Raw genomic sequence first — 16669 nt, forward strand, 5'->3', positions numbered from 1 at the left:
TGTTATACGTGCCTCGCTCCGACCCGCTCTCGTCGCGGGTCGCCGGTGGGACGATCTGCCGAGGGGATCACTGGAGGGCACGTTGACCACACCACCGTCCGACGACAACCCGTTCCGGACGCCCGGCTACGCGACGGCGCCGGCCCCGATGCCGCCGATACCGGGCACCCGGGCGCCGATTCCGCACTGGTTCACCATGAAGGTGCGGATCACGCTCGTCGCCTGCGTCGTCGCCGCGCTGGGCCTGGGCTCGCTGGCCGCGCTGGGCATCAGCCGGCTCGACAGCTACGGCACGCCGTCGAACGGCGATTGCCTGTACCTGACCCGGGAGGGCGCCGACAAGCTCGCTTACCACGGCGTCAGCTGCCGCTCGAACCGCGCGACGTACAAGGTCGAGAACAACTATCGCGGGGCCATCGCGTGCGCCTCCGGCGACTACGTGCGGTTCCGGCTCGGCGCCGGCACCGGTCAGACGCTCTGCCTGGCGCTGAACGTCAAGACCGGCGACTGCCTGCGCGGCGCCGACGACGAGAGCACGGTCGGCAAGGTGTCCTGTGGCGACCCGGTGGCGGAGGAGCGCGTCCAGATCCTTTCCGGCTACGGCCGCGACGACGAGTGCGAGGGCGCCGACAAGGTGCTCAGCTACGCCGGCCCGCCGGCCCGCACGGTGTGCCTGAGCAAGGCCGGCGAGAACATCTAGCCGAACCACCTGGTCAGGTCCGCGGGGTCGGTGGCGTAGCCGTCCGGCCGGACGAGCAGGAGCCGGCCGCGGTACTCGGCGTCGGCGGTGGCCGCGCGCACGAAGCCGACCTGCCCGGTGAAGCCGGCCGGCAGCGAGTGGTCGCCGAGGTCGAGGAGCAGTCCGCGGCCACTGTGCAGCAACGCCGACAGCCGCGTCGGGCCGTCCGCCGTGGTCAGGTCGAGGTCGGGGACGCGGTGCGCGCCGGGGTAGCTCAGGCCGAGGCCGGACAGCAGCCCGCTGAAGTAGCGGTTGCCGTCCGGCAGCCGCATCAGGTCGACGACGATCTCGCGCAGCGCCTCGACGTTCTCGCCGCGGCCCGGCGCCGTGAACACGCGCTGCGCCGCCGTGTGCCGGAGGACGCGCTCGGCGGCCGGGTGCCGTTCGGCGTGGTAGGTGTCCAGGAGCCCGGACGGCGCCGTGCCGTGGACGGTCGCGGCCAGCTTCCAGCCGAGGTTCATCGCGTCCTGGACGCCCAGGTTGAGCCCCTGCCCGCCGAGCGGCGGGTGGATGTGCGCGGCGTCGCCGGCGAACAGGACCCGGCCGTGCCGGTACTGCTCCAGCTGCCGCGTCGCGTCGTTGAACCGCGAAGCGCCGTATACCTCGCCCAGGCGTGTCTCGGCGCCGTACAGGGCCGTCAGCGCTTCGGTCACTTCGGTGTCCGACACCGGCGCGTCGCGACCGGGCTGCGTCGTCGTCGCGGAGCCGAAGACGAACCGGTGGGCGCCGTCGCCGAGCGGGGTGAGCATCGACCAGTAGCCGTTCGCCTGGCGGGTGACCTCGCTGAAGTGCGCGGCGCGGGCCGGGACGAGCGCGGAGGCGGCGGCGAGCCGGATGTGCGCGAGCGTGGCGACGTAGGTTTCGGTGCGGCCGGGGAACGGCACCCCGAGCAGCCCCCGGACGGTGCTGTGCGCCCCGTCGCAGGCCACCAGCCAGCGCGCCCGTCGCCCGTCCACGGTGACGCCCTCCGCGTCCGCTTCGACGGCAGTCACCTCGACGCCGCGGTCGACCACCGCACCGTGCTTCACCGCGTGTTCGGCCAGCATCGCCTCGACGTCGTCCTGGGTGCGGTTGACGACGCGCGGGTGGCGGGTCCGCCAGACGCTGTGGTCCAGCGGCACCGGCAGCCCGGCGAAGTGCCCGCTCGGGCCGTCGACCTCCGCGGCGGCGGGGTCGAGGCCGCGGAGGTCGAGGAGTTCGGCGGTGCGGGGCTGGAGCCCGACCGGCCTCGGCAGGCTGGGGCCGTCACGGCGTTCCAGCACAGTCACCTCGACACCGGCCAGGGCGAGTTCGGCGGCGAGCAGCAGGCCGGTCGGGCCGGCTCCGGCGATCAGGACGTCGGTCAACACGCACTCCTCAAGTAGACTGAGTGCGAAAGTAGACCAAGTGCAGTTTGTTGGAAAGCTAATAAGCGTTCTGGGCGGGCAGCAGGGCCTGGACGTCGAGGCGGCCGGCCAGCAACCCCGAGTTGTGCATCAGGTCGGCAACGCGCTGCAGGCGGATGCCGTTGAGTGACGCCGGGTACGAGCCGAGTGAGATCAGCGCGGCCGTGGTCGTGTCGATGTCGGAGAACTTCGGCAACGCGTCGCGCACGATCGCCGGGTCGGTCGCGCTCTGCTGGGCCGCGCCCAGTGCCGTGCGGAACGCCCCGAGGGTCCGTGGGTTGGCCTGCGCGAACGGCTTGGCCGACGCGTAGCCGGACAGCGGGAAGCCGAGCGTCGAGCCGCGGGCGCCGTCGGCCAGGATGTGCGCGCCGAGGTCCTTCTCGGCGCGGGTGATGTACGGCTCGATCATCAGCGCCGCGTCCGCGTCGTCCGCCTGGAGGGCCTGCGGCATCCGGTCGAACGGCACCTGCCGGAACTTGATCTTCGCCTCGTCGACGCCCGCGGTGCCCAGCACCGAACGCGCGACGAGCGCGCCGAGGTCGTCGAGCATGTTCACCGCGATTTCGGGGGACTTCTTCCCCGTCGGCACGGTGTAGGTGGAGCCGGGCAGCGTGACGAGGGCCATCGTGTTGGGCCCGGACGTGTAGGCCTCGCCCTGCAGTTGCAGGGCTGCCCCGCCGGCCGCGGCGCGGAACATCGCGATGTCGGAGGCGAAGGTGACGTCGAGGTCGCCGGCGGCCAGTTTCGCGAGCCCGTCCTCGGCGCCCAGCTCGATGAGCTGCACTTTCAGTCCGGCGGAACCGAACTTCCCGGCCGCGACGGCGATGCGCAGCGGGGCCGTGTCGATGGGGTTGCCCACGCCGACGCGCAGAGTGGTCCGTTCCAATGGCGGTGGAGCCGTAGTGGCGCCGGAAGAGAACACGCCGCACCCCGCGATCGCCAGAAGCGCCGCTACCAGCGGAATCAGCCATCCGCGTCTGATCATGAACCTTCACCTACCGCGAGAATCTGGTTCTCGTGCTGGATCGTATGGTCCGCGCCCCATACGATCGCGGGCAGGGCCGGATCGCACCAGCGCGGCTTTCGAATCTTCATGAAGCGGGCTACCGTTCAGTAGGTTCGAGGTGTCGGTAGGTCCGCGGGTTCCGCCCGCGGTGGAAAAGGAAACCAGGTGACCCGTCGCGACAAGCGTCCCCGCAAGGGCGGCGACGCGGCGGATCCACGTCCGGCCGGCGGCCGGTGGCGGCTGCGGAACTGGCGCCTCGGCACGAAGCTCTTCGCCGTCCTCCTGATTCCGGCGCTGGCCGTGATCGCGCTCGTCGGCCTGAGGATCAGCTCGGACCTGCGAGACGCCCAGCAGCTCGCGGAGTTCGCCACCCGCGGCCGCGTCGACAACACGGTCGCCGAAGCCTTGCACGAGTTGCAGCGCGAGCGCGACCTCACCGTCCGGTTCGTCGCCCAGAACCGGCAGGGCGACATCGCCGACCTCACCGGCCAGCGCAACCGCGTCGACCAGGCGATCGGCGCCTTCGAGCGGACCCTCACCGACAGCAAGGCGCGGCTCGACGCGAAGTCCGCGGAAAGCCTGCGGCAGACCAACGACCGGCTGCGCGTGCTGGGCGGTCTCCGGTTCTCCGCCGAGCATTCGGCGTTCCCCGCCGACGCCGTGCTGCGCTCCTACAGCGAGCTGATCTCCGGCCTGCTCGACATCAGCGGCTCGGCCGCCGCCGACGTCTCCGACCCGGAGCTCGCGCGCCTTCGCCTGGCCGGCAACGCGTTGGCCAGGATCAAGGACCAGATGTCGGTCAAGCGGGCGGTGATGGCCGAGGCGCTCGCCGAGGGCACCCTGAACCGCGATCGCACGCGCGCGCTGCTCGGCGCGGAAGCCGAGCTGGCCGCCGCGCGCAACGACTACCGCACCTTCGCGACGCCCGACCAGCAGCGGATGTTCGACGACACGGTGATCGGCCTGGTCGTCGACATCGGCAACGACATGGTCGAGTCCGCGCTCACCCGCACCGAAAACGGCCAGAACCTCTCGGGTCTCGACCCGAACCAGTGGGACACCTCGGCGACCCACACGGTGAACCTCGCCCACCAAGTGCAGCAGGCGCTGCTGGTCCAGTTGCAGGAACGCACGGACGCCCTGGCGGCGCAGGCCCGCACGGCGGCGATCTGGGACGGCGGCGTCGTGCTCGGCGTCCTGCTCGTCGCGGGCGTGCTGTCCGTGGTCATCGCGCGGTCCCTGTTGCGCCCCTTGCGGATCCTGCGCCGGACGGCGCTGGAGGTGGCCGAGCACCGGCTGCCCGCGGCCGTGCAGGGCCTGCTCACCGACCCCGAGCCCGCCCCGGAGAACCTGCGGAAACGGCTCGCCGTCGCGCCGGTGCCGGTGTTCACCCGCGAAGAGCTCGGCCAGGTGGCGCGCGCGTTCGACGCGGTGCACGGCGAAGCCCTCCGGCTCGCGGGCGAACAGGCGATGCTGCGCGAGAACGTCAACGCGATGTTCGTCAACCTCTCGCAGCGGAGCCAGGACCTCGTCGAGCGGCAGCTTTCGGTGCTCGACCGGATGGAGGCCGACGAGCAGGACCCGGACACCCTCGCCGGGCTGTTCGAGCTTGACCACCTCGCGACGCGGATGCGGCGCAACAGCGAGAACCTGCTGGTGCTGTCCGGGAACGACTCGGCGCGGGAGGACGCCGGCGCGGTCTCGGCCGACGAGATCGTCGGCGCCGCGCTCTCGGAGGTCGAGCACTACCAGCGGATCGAACTCGGCCCGGCGCCGCAGATCGCGGTCCGCGGCGAGGCCGTCAACGACCTCGTGCACGTCGTTTCGGAGCTGCTGGAGAACGCGACTTCCTATTCCGGCGACGAGAACGTCACCGTGGCGAGCGCCGAGACCCACGACGGCGACTGGCAGATCGAGATCATCGACCACGGCGCCGGCATGCCGCAGGCCGAGATCGACCGCACGAACGCGCGGCTCGCGCAGCCGCCGGACGTCGACGTCGAGGTGTCGCGCCGGATGGGCCTGTTCGTGGTCGCGACGCTGGCCACGCGCCACCGCATCGACGTCAGCCTGAGCGCGGGCGAAGACGGCGGGCTGATCGCGACCGTGCTGGTGCCGTCCGCCCTGATCGTCGAGCTGCCGCCGATGCCAGCGCCGCCGCTGCCCGCCGAGCCGCCCGCCGCCCCGGAACCCGAGCTGCTGGCGCCGCTGGCCCCGCTCACGCCGCCGGAACCCGAGCCGGAGCCGGAAGAACTGACGCCGCCGTCGATCGAGGCGGGCCCGCCGCGCCGGGCGCCGGTGGTGGCCCGCGACCACAACCCGGAGTGGCCGACCGCGGACAACGACGTCCACCTGGACCTCGACGACGCCCCGACCGAACGGATGCCCGCCTACCGCGACGTCCTGTCCCGTTGGTTCGACGCGTCCGCCGCGCCCGAGCAGCCGCGGCGGGCACCGGAACCGCGGCCGGTCGCGGAAGAGCCGTCTCCGGTGGTCGAAGAACCGCGTTCGGCCGCCCCCCAGCCGCGGCACGCGCTCGCCGCGCCGCAACCCGCCAGCGAACCCGCGTCCGCGCCCGTCGTGCGCGAACCCAACCCGGACGACGAAGACACCGAACCGCAGTTCGCGCCCGTCGCCCCGCCGGCCGCGATCGAGCCCGAGTACGAGTGGCCGACCCCGGCGGAGCTGGAACAGGAGGACGGCGCGGAGGACACCTGGCCGTTCCTGCGGCCCGCGGATTCCGTGGCCAGCCCGGGAGAGGTGCCGGAGCAGCGGCCGATACTCTCTCTTTCCCCGGAAGCGGTACGCGAGCGGATGACGAGCCTTCAAGGCGGCTTCCGGCGAGGGCGGCACGCGAGGGGAGACGACACCCGGAACCAGTGAACGGATGAGGCATGAGCTCGAAGACGCCCCTGCTGGAAGTGATCGCGCTGGACGCGGCGGATGCCGAAAGCGCGCAAGCGGGCGGGGCCGACCGCCTCGAACTGGTCGCGGACATGGCTCAGGACGGCCTGACGCCGTCGGTGCCGACGCTGCGTGACGTGCTTTCGGCGACCGACCTCCCGCTGCGGGTCATGCTGCGGGACAACGGTTCCTTCGCCATCGGCGACCTCGAAGGACTGCGCGCGGACACCGCCCGGCTGGTCGACGCGGGTGCGCGCGAGTTCGTCTTCGGCTTCCTCACCGTCGACAGCGAGATCGACCTGGACGCCTGCGAGGTGCTGATCAAGGAGATCGACGGCCTGCCCTGGACGTTCCACCGCGCGATCGACCGCACCCGCGATCCCTTGCGCGCGTACGACCAGCTGGCGTCGCTCGGGTGTGACACCGTGCTCGCCGCCGGCCACCCGAACGGCGTCGCGAGTGGTCTTTCGGTGCTGCAACGGCTTGCGCAGCGTGAGGGCGGACCGGAGCTGCTCGTCGGCGGCGGGCTGCGCGCGCAGCAGGTGCACCTCCTGCGCGCGGGCGGGGTGCGCGGATTCCATGTCGGAGGAGCGGTCCGGCCCGGCGGCTGGCAGTCGACGGTGGACGCCGAAACGGTGCGCGCCTGGGTGGACCTCGTCAAATCCTGATCCACTGCGAAACCCGCACACGGCTGGGGGTTTCGCAGTGAAAATCCGCAGCCGGTGAGTGGACAATGGGGGTGAGCCGCTCACCGGCTTATACCAGTATTTGATCCCTTGAATCGGACTTGCGAAATCGTTTTCTGATCTTGTGAATGTGAGTTAGCCTCGGACGTGCAAGTGCACGTGCGGTGCCGTTGTTGGGCTGCTTGGGGGCTGATGTGGGCGCGGGCATTGGTTATCGTGGGCGGGAAGTCGTGAAAAAGCAGCGATTTCGGCGGCAACACGACGGGCGGCTGACGTGGTGCCAAGAACCCTTCGGCCGGTGCGGGAGGCGGAGCTGTGAGTGCACGTATCCGGTTCGCGGGCAATTCGATCAGAGGCCATCAAGAAACGAGGATGTCGACCCTTCGGTGGATTTCTTTCGCCCGGGAGCGGCTGATTCTCCGCACTTATCGCTCAAGTGTGTCCGGAGCAAGCCGAAAGGCCGGATCGTGACCGGTGCGATACCGCCTCAACGCGGAACCGAAACCTCCGAAGACGAGTTCGCCCGGCTGGGGCTCGGCGGCTCGCTCGCCCTCACCGGCCTCCTGGCCGCGGTGAAGATCGCGGAAACCGCCACCGGCGTGGTGCTGACCGCCACCGGGGTGCTGCCCGGGGCCGGTCCCTCGAAGGAACGGGCTCCGGCCTGGCCAGGCGGGGAATGAGCGAGGGCTGCCGTGTCCGGCGGTGAAGGCCCGGACGATCCGCGTGGTGCGCGCGTGGGTCTCACCGACGTGCGGCGGCTGGAGGACGTCGTCGCGGAGCTCAGGGCTCGTGACTACCGCTACGGAGGCGGGGCCTGCAGCGAAGACATCGAAGCGCGGTTGCCTGCTGCCGTGGAGCTGCTGAGCGGCACGATGCGCGAGCCCGTCATGGTCCGGCTCTGCGCCGCGGTCGCCGACATGTACAACTTCGCCGGCTGGACGAACTTCGACGAAGACCACCCCGCGGCCGCGCAGGCGGCCTTCGCGCGAGCGCTGGAACTGGCCGTCGAAGGCGGGAACGACGGCCTGCGGGCCAACATCCACTACCGCACCGGGCGGCTGCGCCTGCACTACGGCGCGGTCGACGCGGCGCTGGCGGAGTTCGCGCTGGGCCAGGAGGCGGCGCTGCTGGCGCACTCCGAGCTGGCCCAGGCGATCCTGTCGGCGAACCAGGCGTGGGCGTGCGCCAAGAAGGCCGACGTCACGGCCGCCGTCACGCACCTGCGCCACGCCCGCACGGAGTTCGCCGCCGCCGAAGGGATCGAACCGGAGCCGTGGGCGGCCTTCTTCGGGGCGACGGACCTGGCGGCGATGATCGGCACGGTGCACGCCGAACTGGCCCAGGTGGTCGACGTCCGGTACGGCCGCGCCGGGATCCCGGCGCTCACCGACGCGATCGCGGGGTACGGCCCGGACATGGCCCGCAGCCGGTCGCTGACCGTGATCTGGCTGGCCACCGTCCACGCGCTGGACGGGGACCTCGACGTCGCCGCCGAGGTGGGGCGGGAGGCGGTCGAGGTGGTCGCCGCCCTGCGGTCGCCGCGGTCGCGACAGCGGCTGCGGACGTTGTAGGCCGCGGCCTGTCGCTTTCCCGGTGACGCGCGGGCTCGTGAAATCGTCGAACGCATCGGCAGCCTCTCCCGGTGACAAGCGACAATTCAGACAATAATCGGCGTGTCATGGAAAGGTAAACCGTTCGGAAAATAAAAACGGGATCCGTCCGAAGCTCAGACAAAAGTAGGTTCTCGGCGTGATCACCGCTTCTTATGCTTCTCGGCAGCCTGCGGCGAGCATTCCGCGCAGGCCCGGTCCCCACCGCCGAGAGGAAATCCCCCATGCGCTTGCGCAAGCTCGTCGCGGCCGCTGTGCCGTTGCCTGCGTTGCTCGGCCTCGCCGTGGCCCTGCCGGCCGCCGCGGCACCGGAGCCCCTGGTCACATTGGCCGACAACGCGGCGCCGCTGGTCAACAGCGACCGCACCGGCGACGTCGCGGCCGACCGGCCGATCACCGCCGCGCTCTCGCTGAAACTGCACAACCAGCAGGCACTGGAAAAGTTCCTCGCCGACGTGCAGAACCCGGCTTCGCCGCAATATCACCACTTCCTGACCCCGGCGCAGTTCAATGACCGGTTCGGTCCGACGCAGGCCGATGTCGACAAGGCCGTCTCATTCCTCGGGAAATCGGGCGCCACCGGGATCGAGGTTTCCGGTAACCGCCAGGCCGTCACTTTCACCGGTTCCGCGGCGCAGCTCGAATCGGCGTTCCGCACCCGGATCGGGACCTACCGCGACGCCGTGTCCGGCCGGAGCTTCTTCGCCAACGACGCCGTGCCGGCCGTGCCCGCGGACGTCTCGAGTGTCGTGAGCAACGTCGTCGGCCTCGACAACCACGCCGTCCGCACGCACTCGACGGCGAAGGCGGCCAAGCCCAACGTCGTCAGGTCCGTCACCCCGCCGGTGCTCAAGACCGCCTACGGCACCAGTGCCCTGTCGGCGACCGGCAGTGGCGTGAAGGTCGGCTTCGTCGAGTTCGACGGCTACCAGAAGTCGAACATCACCAAGTACGACAGTACTTATGGTCTCTCGGCGGGCCCGGTGACCACGGTGCCGGTCAGCGGCGCGAACTACGACTCGTCGCCGGGCGACGGCCAGATCGAGGTCGAACTCGACATCGAGGTCGTGCACGCGGTGGCCGCCGCGGCCGGCGACTACGTCTACGAGGCACCGAACACGAGCGCGGGCGAACTGGCGATGTACCAGAAGATCGCGTCGGACCACACGGTCGACGTCGTCTCGATCTCCTGGGGCGCCTGTGAATCCGCGGAGGGGTCGAGCGCGGCGAACAGCATCAGCGGCGCGATCGCGACCGGCACGGCGGAGGGCATCTCGTACTTCGCGGCCGCGGGCGACGACGGCACGACCGACTGCTACCGCCAGACGGGTTCGACGGCGAAGGCGGTCGACTTCCCGGCGTCGAGCCCGAACGTCACCGGCGTCGGCGGCACGAAGCTGACGGTGACGTCGTCGAACGGCTACAGCGGCGAGACGACCTGGAACGACGGCAACAGCGGCGGTTCCACCGGCGGCGGCATCTCGACGGTGTTCGCGGCGCCCTCGTGGCAGTCGTCGCAGAGCACGACGAAGCGCAAGGTCCCGGACGTCTCGGCGGACGCCTCGCCGACGTCGGGCTACTACATCTACAGCGCCGGCAGCTGGGAAACGGTCGGCGGCACGTCGGGCGCGGCCCCGCTGTGGGCGGCGTTCGCGGTGTTGCAGAACCAGGTCCACGGCGGTGGCCTGGGCAACCTGAACCCGAAGTTCTACTCGATCGGCAACGGGTCCTCGTACGGCACGGGCTTCCACGACGTGACGACGGGCAACAACACCCTGCACGGAACGACCGGTTTCTCCGCCGGGACCGGGTATGACCAGGTGACGGGCTGGGGTTCCTTCAAGGCAAGCGGCTTGTCCGGCCTGATCGGCTGAGTTCGCGCCGCCGGGGCTGTAGCAATTTCGCGACGGCCCCGGCGGCACGTTTTCGTCGGTGTGCGGTGACAGAATGCGCACATGGCGACACGAGTAGCGACGCCCCGGTCCCGCGCACTGGGCTTCGGCATTCGAACGGCGCGGAAGGCGCGGGACCTCGGCGTGCGCGAACTGGCGCGGCTCGTGGATGTCACGCCGCAGGAGCTGTCCCACTGGGAGAGCGGGACGCGGGTGCCCCGGATCGACCAGGTGGGGTTGCTGCTGGGGGCGCTCCGGGTCGAACCGGTGGAGCGCAAGCGGTTGCTGGAGCTGGCGGAGTACGCGAGGGAACCCAACTGGCTGGAACGCACCGTGCCCGGCATCTCACCGCGGCTCTCGGCCTTCATCGAGTACGAGCGCACGGCCTCGGCGATCTTCGCCTGGGAGCCGCTGCTGATCCCCGGGCTGCTGCAGACCCCCGACTACGTGCGGACGATCCTCGCGGCAGCCGGGCGGCCCCGGGAGGAGGAACAGCTGAGGGTCAAGGTTCGCCTGCTGCGGCAGGAAGTGCTGACTGGCCGGGATCCCTCGCCCTACACGGTGTTCCTCGCGGAGACCGCCCTGAGGCAGCGGCGCGGCGGGCCCGAGGTCATGGCCCCGCAGCTCAGGCACATCGTCGAGGTGGCGCAGCGGCGGAACGTGACCTTGCGGGTCCTGCCGGATAACGAAGAATTCCACCCTGGTCTCAACGGTTCCTTCGTCATCTTCGACTTCGCCGACTTGCCGCCGATCGTGTTCCTGGAGCAGTACCGGGGCAGCGCCTACCTCTACGATGAAGAACAGGTGGCCGACTACCGAGCGGCCCAGCGAGTGATGGCGATGCTGGCCCTGAGCGAGCAGGACTCCTGCGCGCTCGTTCGGGAGGTGATCGCCGACTTGGAGGCGTGATGTGGCGTAAGTCCAGTTACAGCGGGACCGAAGAGAACTGCGTCGAAGTGCGTCTCGGCCCGGTGTCGCAGATTCGCGACACGAAGGACCGCTCCGGCGGCACGATCTCCGTCTCCGCAGCCGCTTGGGGGGCTTTTCTTCGTAACGCCAAGCGTTAGCCTGTGGTCATGAACAAGCGCACGGTGTTGGACGCCACCCGCGAACTCCTCCGCGAACTCGGTCTCACCACGGTGTTCGGCAACCCCGGCACCACCGAGGTCCCGTTCCTCACCGACTGGCCGGACGACTTCGACTACGTCCTGGGCCTGCAGGAGTCCGCCGTCGTGGCGATGGCCGACGCCTACGCCCAGGCCACGCGCCGGGCGGTGCTGGTCAATCTGCACTCCGCCGGCGGCGTCGGGCACGGGCTCGGCAGCCTCTTCAACGCCTACCGCAACCGGACGCCGCTGATCATCGTCGCCGGCCAGCAGATCCGGTCGCTGCTCCCGCACGAGCCCTTCCTCGGCGCGATGAACGCTCCCGAGTTCCCCAAGCCGTACGTGAAGTGGTCCGTCGAGCCCGCCACGGCCGAGGACGTCCCGGCCGCGCTGGCCCGGGCCTACCACGTCGCGACGCAGGCGCCGTCCGGTCCCGTTTTCGTCTCCGTCCCGGCCGACGACTGGACCGCCACCACGGAACGGCCCGTCATCTCCCGGCCCCGCGTCCGGGGGTTCGCGCCGGACCCCGAGGCCGTCACCGAACTCGCGGCCGCGCTCGAAGCCGCCGAACGGCCGGCGATCGTCGTCGGGGGCGCCGTCGACCACGACGGCGCCGTCGTGGAAACCGTCGCGCTCGCCGAACGGCTCAACGCCGGCGTGTGGGTCGCGCCGATGTCCTACCGCTGCTCGTTCCCCGAGAACCACCCGCTGTTCCAAGGGTTCCTGGACCCCGAACGCGGCGCGGTCTCGGATCGGCTCGCCGCGTACGACCTCGTCGTCGTGCTCGGGGCGCCCGCCTTCACCTACCACGTCGACCGCGGGCGCGAGGCGGCTCCGATGCCGCCGCTGTTCATCGTCAGCGACGACGAGCAGGTCCTCGCGCGCGCCTTCGAAGGCACCGGCATCCGCGCGACGCCGAAGCTCGGTGTCCGCGCGCTGCTCAACGCCGTCGAGCGGAGCACGCGGCCCGCGCCGGCTCCGCTGCGGCGTCCCGCGAAGCCGGGCAACGAGAAGCTCACCGCGGAGTTCGTCTACGCGACGCTCGCGGACCTGTTGCCGGACAACGCACTGGTCGTCGAGGAGGCGCCCAGCCACCGCGGGATCATGCACGACCACCTGCCGATCACGGCGACCGACACCGGCTTCCTGACGATGGCCAGCGGCACGCTCGGCTACGGCGTCCCCGGCGTGGTCGGCGCGGCGCTCGCGTTGCCGGACCGCAAGGTCGTCGGCGTCATCGGCGACGGCTCGAGCATGTACGGCATCCAGGCCCTCTGGACGGCGGCGCGTCAGGAACTGCCGGTGACGTTCGTGATCCTCGACAACACCGAGTACGCGGCGGTCCGCATCCTCGGCGACGCGATCGGCGGCGCGAAGCTCCCGGGAACGCAACTGGGCGGCATCGACTTCGCGACACTGGCGGCGAGCATGGGCTGCCAGGGCATCGCGATCACCGAGGCGACCGCCCTCTCGGGCGCGCTGACGGCGGCACTCGCCGACAAACGCCCGACACTGGTGCACGTCCGCGTCTCGGCATCGAACCGGTCGCTGTACTGACGAGCCGCGGGAGACCGCCCCGCGTCGGGTTCAGCTTCCGGTTTTGCTCTCCGTCACGTCGGCCTTGGCCTGCTCGGCCAAGGCCCACTCCGCGGCGTCGGACGCGGCCGCGACAGCTTCGGCCGGGGCCCCGCCGTGCAGCAGCCGCGCCACTTCGCCGCGCAGCGTCACGAACTCCGCCGACTCGCGCGTGGTGATCTGGTCGCGTTCGGCGGGCAGGCCGACCGTCAGGTCCGCCACGATCGACGCCGGCGACTTCGACAGCACCAGCACCCGGTCGGACAGGTAGACGCTCTCGTCGATGTCGTGGGTGACGACCAGGATCGTGCTGCCCTGCTCGCGCTGCACGCGCCGGGTCAGGTCCTCCAGCTCGAACCGCGTCTGCGCGTCGACCGACGCGAACGGCTCGTCCATCAGCAGCAACGCCGGACGGCTGGCCAGCGCGCGGGCGATCGACACCCGCTGCTGCATGCCGCCGGACAGCTGCCACGGGAACTTCCCGCCCACGCCGGACAGGCCGACGTGCTCCAGCGCCTCGGCCGCCCGCGCCCGCCGCTCGGTCTTCGAGATCGGCCGCCACCGCAGCGGGAACTCGACGTTCTTCTGCACCGAAAGCCACGGGAACAGTGAACGGCTGTAGTCCTGGAACACGACGGCGAGGTCGTCCGGCACCCCGGAGACGCGGTCGCCGTGCAGGCTGACCGTGCCTTCGGTCGGCGGAGTCAGCCCCGCGATGCAGCGCAGCAGTGTCGACTTCCCGCAGCCCGACGGCCCGACGATGCTGGCCAGCTGCCCGGCTTCGACGGTGAAGGACAGGTCGTGGACCGCCGTGTGCGCCTTGGCGCCGCTGCCGTACCGGTGACTGACGCCGGAAACTTCGAGCATGGTTGACATGAGGGGCCTTTCCAGCGTCAGTCGCGGCCCAGGCGGGTCGGCTGCCACGCCAGCACCCGCCGCTCCGCGACCAAGAAGATCGTGTTGAACACATAGCCGAGGATGCCCAGGAGCACCAGCCACGACCACATGGTGGGGAAGTCGAAGTCCTGCTGGGCGTTCATCAGCGACCGGCCGATGCCGTTGTAGGCGCCGACCAGCTCGGAGATCACCATCAGCAGCAGCGAGATGGACAGGCTGATCCGCAGGCCGGCGAAGATCTTCGGCGCCGCCGCGGGCAGCACCACCATGCCGAGCCAGTACCGCTTGGGCGTGCGGAGCGACCGCGCCGTCTCCACCTTGACCTGGTCGACCGAGCGGACGCCGTCGACCGCGTTGAGCAGCACCGGCCACACCGCGCCGAAGATGATCGACCCGGTCTGCATGCCCGTGCTCAGCCCGAACAGCACCGCGAACACCGGGATCAGGGTGGGCGGCGGGATCGAGCGGAAGAACGCGAACAGCGGGCCGACGTAGTCCATCGCCTTTTCGGACCGGCCGACGAGCACACCCAGCACGATGCCGGCGACCGCGGCCAGTCCCCAGCCGCCGAGCATCCGGCCGAGGCTGGGGAAGACGTTGTCGAACACCGCGTCGGTGAGGAACAGGTGTGACGCGGGCCCGCTGAACCACAGGTTCGCCGCGCGGACGGCGATCTCCGTCGGCGGCGGGAAGAACTTGCTGCCGCCGGCGCGGGCGGCGAACTCCCAGATCACCACGAGGATCGCGAACAGCAGCCAGCTGCGGACGACGGCCGCCGCGCCACGCGCGGCCCGCCTGCCGACGCGGCCGGAAAGGGTCGCCGCGGTCACGCGATCGCCTCCCGGTCCACCGTGCTCCACCGGAACAGCCGGTTGCCGAGCCGTTCGAGTCCTTCGTTGATCAGGAAGCCCAGCGCCCCCGCGACCACGGTGCCGGCGAGGACCAGGTCGAACCGGATCGAACCGGTGCCGGCGACCATGATGAAGGACCCGAGCCCCACTTCGGACCCGGCCAGGAACTCGACGCTGACCACGGCGATCAGCGCGATCGTCGCGGACAGCCGGACGCCGGTGAAGACGAACGGCGCGGTTTGCGGCAGCGCGACCGACGACAGGATGCGGAACCGGCTGGTTCCGCACGCGCGCGCGGTCTCCATCAGCACCGGGTCGATCTCGCCCATGCCGTAGATCGTGTTGAACATGATCGGCCACAGCGAGGCGTACACCGCGAGGGAGATCTTCGCCTCGGGACCGGAGCCGATCACCAGCAGCACCAACGGGATGAGCGCGGCGACGGGGATCGGGCGGAGGAACTCGACGATCGCGGCGGTCGCGGTGCGCAGCAGCGGGACGCTGCCCAGCAGCAACCCGGCGGGCACGGCGATGGCGATGGCGATCGCGAGGGCGAACAGCCAGGCCAGCATCGTCGCGACGACGTCGCGGAGGAAGGAGGCGTCGCCCAGCAGGTCCCCGACGGTGACCAGGACGACGCTGGGCGGCGGGGTGAACGTCTTACTGACCAGGCCGACCTGGACGACGACCTCCCAGAGCAGGAGGAAACCGACCAGGCCGGCCAGGCCGCGGAGCAGTTTCGTCACGTCAGCTGGTCGCCTGGGGGGCGATCATCGGCGCGGCGTCGACGGACGACGTGATGACGCCCATCTGCAGCAGCAGGTCCGGCACCCGCTGGAGGCGCCGGGCGTCGAGGGTGGAGCCGTAACCCGGCAGGGTGAGCAGCTTGGCCGTGTCCTCGTCGATCTTCGCGTACTTCACCAGTAGCGGCTCGACCTTCGAGCGGTCGTTGATCGCGTCGAGGGTGGCCTTCTTCATCGCGCGCTGGAAGGCGGCGAGGGTCTTCGGGTTTTCCTGCACCCACTTCTTCGTCGCGCCGTAGCCGGTCAGCGGGAAGTCCTGGCTGGCGCCGGTGTTGATGTCGATGACCGGGATGGCGCCGACGAGCTTCGCCGCCTGCGAGAGCATCGGCTCCGGCATGTAGGCCGCGTCCACCTGGTTGTCCTTCAGCGCCGCCGCCATGTTCGGCAGCGGGACCGGGACCCAGTTGACCTTGCCGTAGTCGACGCCGTGGTCCTTCATGACCGACTTGGTGAGGATGTCGGACGCGGTGTTCACGGCCGTGATCGCGATCCGTTTGCCGGCCAGGTCGTTGACCGTCTTCACCGTGGAGTTCGGCACCGTGACGATCGCGTTGCTCTTCGCGTTCACCGACGTGCCGTCGGCGACCAGCTGCACGTCCGCGGCGCCCTTGCTCTTGGCGACGAAGAACGGCGTGTAGGTCGAGAGCGCGATGTCCGCCTCGCCGGAGATCGACTTCGTCATCGACGCTTGACCGCTGTTCGCGATGATCTGCTCGACCTCGAGGCCCTCGGCCTTGAAGTACCCGCCGTCCTGGGCCAGCCAGAACGGGGCGAGGTCCGTGGTCGGCATGATCGAGACCTTGATCTTCGACTTCTCCAGGCCACCCCCGTTCGACGAGGCGTTCGAGTCGCTCGAGCCGAGTGCGCTGCAGCCGCTGACGGCTGTGACGGCTGCGACGGTGAGGGCGAGCCCGAGCGCGGCGCGGCGAGTGCGAACCCGGCCACTGCTCATGGCGTTTCCAAGCAAGGCCTGCTCCTTGAAGAAAGTGACGGTTGGTGTACCGAATCCGTGGGAAGTGCGTGACTCATTCTCGAAAGTCACGCGGGCCACTGTAGAGAACGTGACGGCTTGCTCACAACGGGTTGGATACATACCTGAGAGGGTGGCGCACGTCACTCTTTTAGCCTCTGGTCTAGACCCGCTGCTCCACACGCAGTAGCTGTTCACCCAGCGTAGGAGCGAGTTTGTGATTGTGCGATGACCAGCTGTGCGTC

15 protein-coding genes are annotated in these 16669 nt (G+C 70.3%); 9 read left to right on the plus strand and 6 right to left on the minus strand.

What is annotated here, in order from left to right; genetic code table 11:
• Positions 1-82: 82 nt before the first annotated feature.
• Positions 83-700: a hypothetical protein gene (locus AB0M82_RS28985; protein WP_364728259.1), complete on the plus strand. Its 618-nt coding sequence runs from the start codon at positions 83-85 to the stop codon at positions 698-700.
• Here the strand turns inward: AB0M82_RS28985 and AB0M82_RS28990 are convergent.
• A complete protein-coding gene (locus tag AB0M82_RS28990; protein ID WP_364728262.1) occupies positions 697-2088 on the minus strand; it encodes an FAD-dependent monooxygenase in 1392 nt (463 codons plus the stop codon). The genes AB0M82_RS28985 and AB0M82_RS28990 overlap by 4 nt on opposite strands.
• 55 nt (positions 2089-2143) lie before the next feature.
• Entirely contained in the window at positions 2144-3109 is a 966-nt protein-coding gene (locus AB0M82_RS28995) for an ABC transporter substrate-binding protein (protein ID WP_364728265.1), read from the minus strand.
• Between the two features lie 186 nt (positions 3110-3295).
• On the opposite strand from AB0M82_RS28995, the gene AB0M82_RS29000 reads away from it, so the two are divergent.
• The 8 genes from AB0M82_RS29000 to mdlC all read left to right on the plus strand — a co-directional run bounded on the left by AB0M82_RS29000 (position 3296) and on the right by mdlC (position 12885).
• Positions 3296-6013 (plus strand): nitrate- and nitrite sensing domain-containing protein, encoded by a 2718-nt coding sequence (locus AB0M82_RS29000; protein ID WP_364728268.1) that lies wholly within the window; start codon positions 3296-3298, stop codon positions 6011-6013.
• An 11-nt stretch (positions 6014-6024) separates the two neighbouring features.
• Positions 6025-6702, plus strand: coding sequence for a copper homeostasis protein CutC (locus AB0M82_RS29005; RefSeq protein ID WP_364728271.1), 678 nt, complete (start codon positions 6025-6027; stop codon positions 6700-6702).
• 485 nt (positions 6703-7187) lie between these two features.
• On the plus strand, positions 7188-7400 hold the full coding sequence (locus AB0M82_RS29010; protein ID WP_364728274.1) for a hypothetical protein: 213 nt from the start codon (positions 7188-7190) through the stop codon (positions 7398-7400).
• Positions 7401-7454: 54 nt separating this feature from the next.
• Entirely contained in the window at positions 7455-8291 is an 837-nt protein-coding gene (locus AB0M82_RS29015) for a hypothetical protein (protein ID WP_364728277.1), read from the plus strand.
• A gap of 263 nt (positions 8292-8554) precedes the next feature.
• Positions 8555-10204, plus strand: a complete 1650-nt coding sequence (locus AB0M82_RS29020; RefSeq protein ID WP_364728280.1) for a S53 family peptidase — start codon at positions 8555-8557, stop codon at positions 10202-10204.
• An 81-nt stretch (positions 10205-10285) separates the two neighbouring features.
• Positions 10286-11131, plus strand: coding sequence for a helix-turn-helix transcriptional regulator (locus tag AB0M82_RS29025; protein ID WP_364728282.1), 846 nt, complete (start codon positions 10286-10288; stop codon positions 11129-11131).
• Entirely contained in the window at positions 11131-11289 is a 159-nt protein-coding gene (locus AB0M82_RS29030; protein WP_364728283.1) for a DUF397 domain-containing protein, read from the plus strand. The genes AB0M82_RS29025 and AB0M82_RS29030 overlap by 1 nt, the downstream gene beginning before the upstream one ends.
• 9 nt (positions 11290-11298) lie before the next feature.
• Positions 11299-12885, plus strand: a complete 1587-nt coding sequence (mdlC, locus tag AB0M82_RS29035) for a benzoylformate decarboxylase (RefSeq protein WP_364728286.1) — start codon at positions 11299-11301, stop codon at positions 12883-12885.
• Between the two features lie 30 nt (positions 12886-12915).
• Here the strand turns inward: mdlC and AB0M82_RS29040 are convergent, their stop codons facing one another.
• The 4 genes from AB0M82_RS29040 to AB0M82_RS29055 are packed head-to-tail and all read right to left on the minus strand — an operon-like array spanning position 12916 to position 16406.
• Positions 12916-13779 (minus strand): ABC transporter ATP-binding protein, encoded by an 864-nt coding sequence (locus AB0M82_RS29040; RefSeq protein WP_364728289.1) that lies wholly within the window; start codon positions 13777-13779, stop codon positions 12916-12918.
• A gap of 17 nt (positions 13780-13796) precedes the next feature.
• Positions 13797-14630, minus strand: a complete 834-nt coding sequence (locus AB0M82_RS29045) for an ABC transporter permease (RefSeq protein ID WP_364728292.1) — start codon at positions 14628-14630, stop codon at positions 13797-13799.
• Complete coding sequence (locus AB0M82_RS29050) at positions 14627-15397, minus strand: ABC transporter permease (RefSeq protein WP_364728294.1); 771 nt, start codon at positions 15395-15397, stop codon at positions 14627-14629. The genes AB0M82_RS29045 and AB0M82_RS29050 overlap by 4 nt, the downstream gene beginning before the upstream one ends.
• Position 15398: 1 nt before the next feature.
• Positions 15399-16406: an ABC transporter substrate-binding protein gene (locus AB0M82_RS29055; RefSeq protein ID WP_364728296.1), complete on the minus strand. Its 1008-nt coding sequence runs from the start codon at positions 16404-16406 to the stop codon at positions 15399-15401.
• Positions 16407-16669 lie beyond the last annotated feature (263 nt).

This window comes from Amycolatopsis sp. NPDC051128 (genome assembly GCF_040682715.1).
In the GTDB taxonomy this organism is placed as follows: Bacteria; Actinomycetota; Actinomycetes; order Mycobacteriales; family Pseudonocardiaceae; genus Amycolatopsis.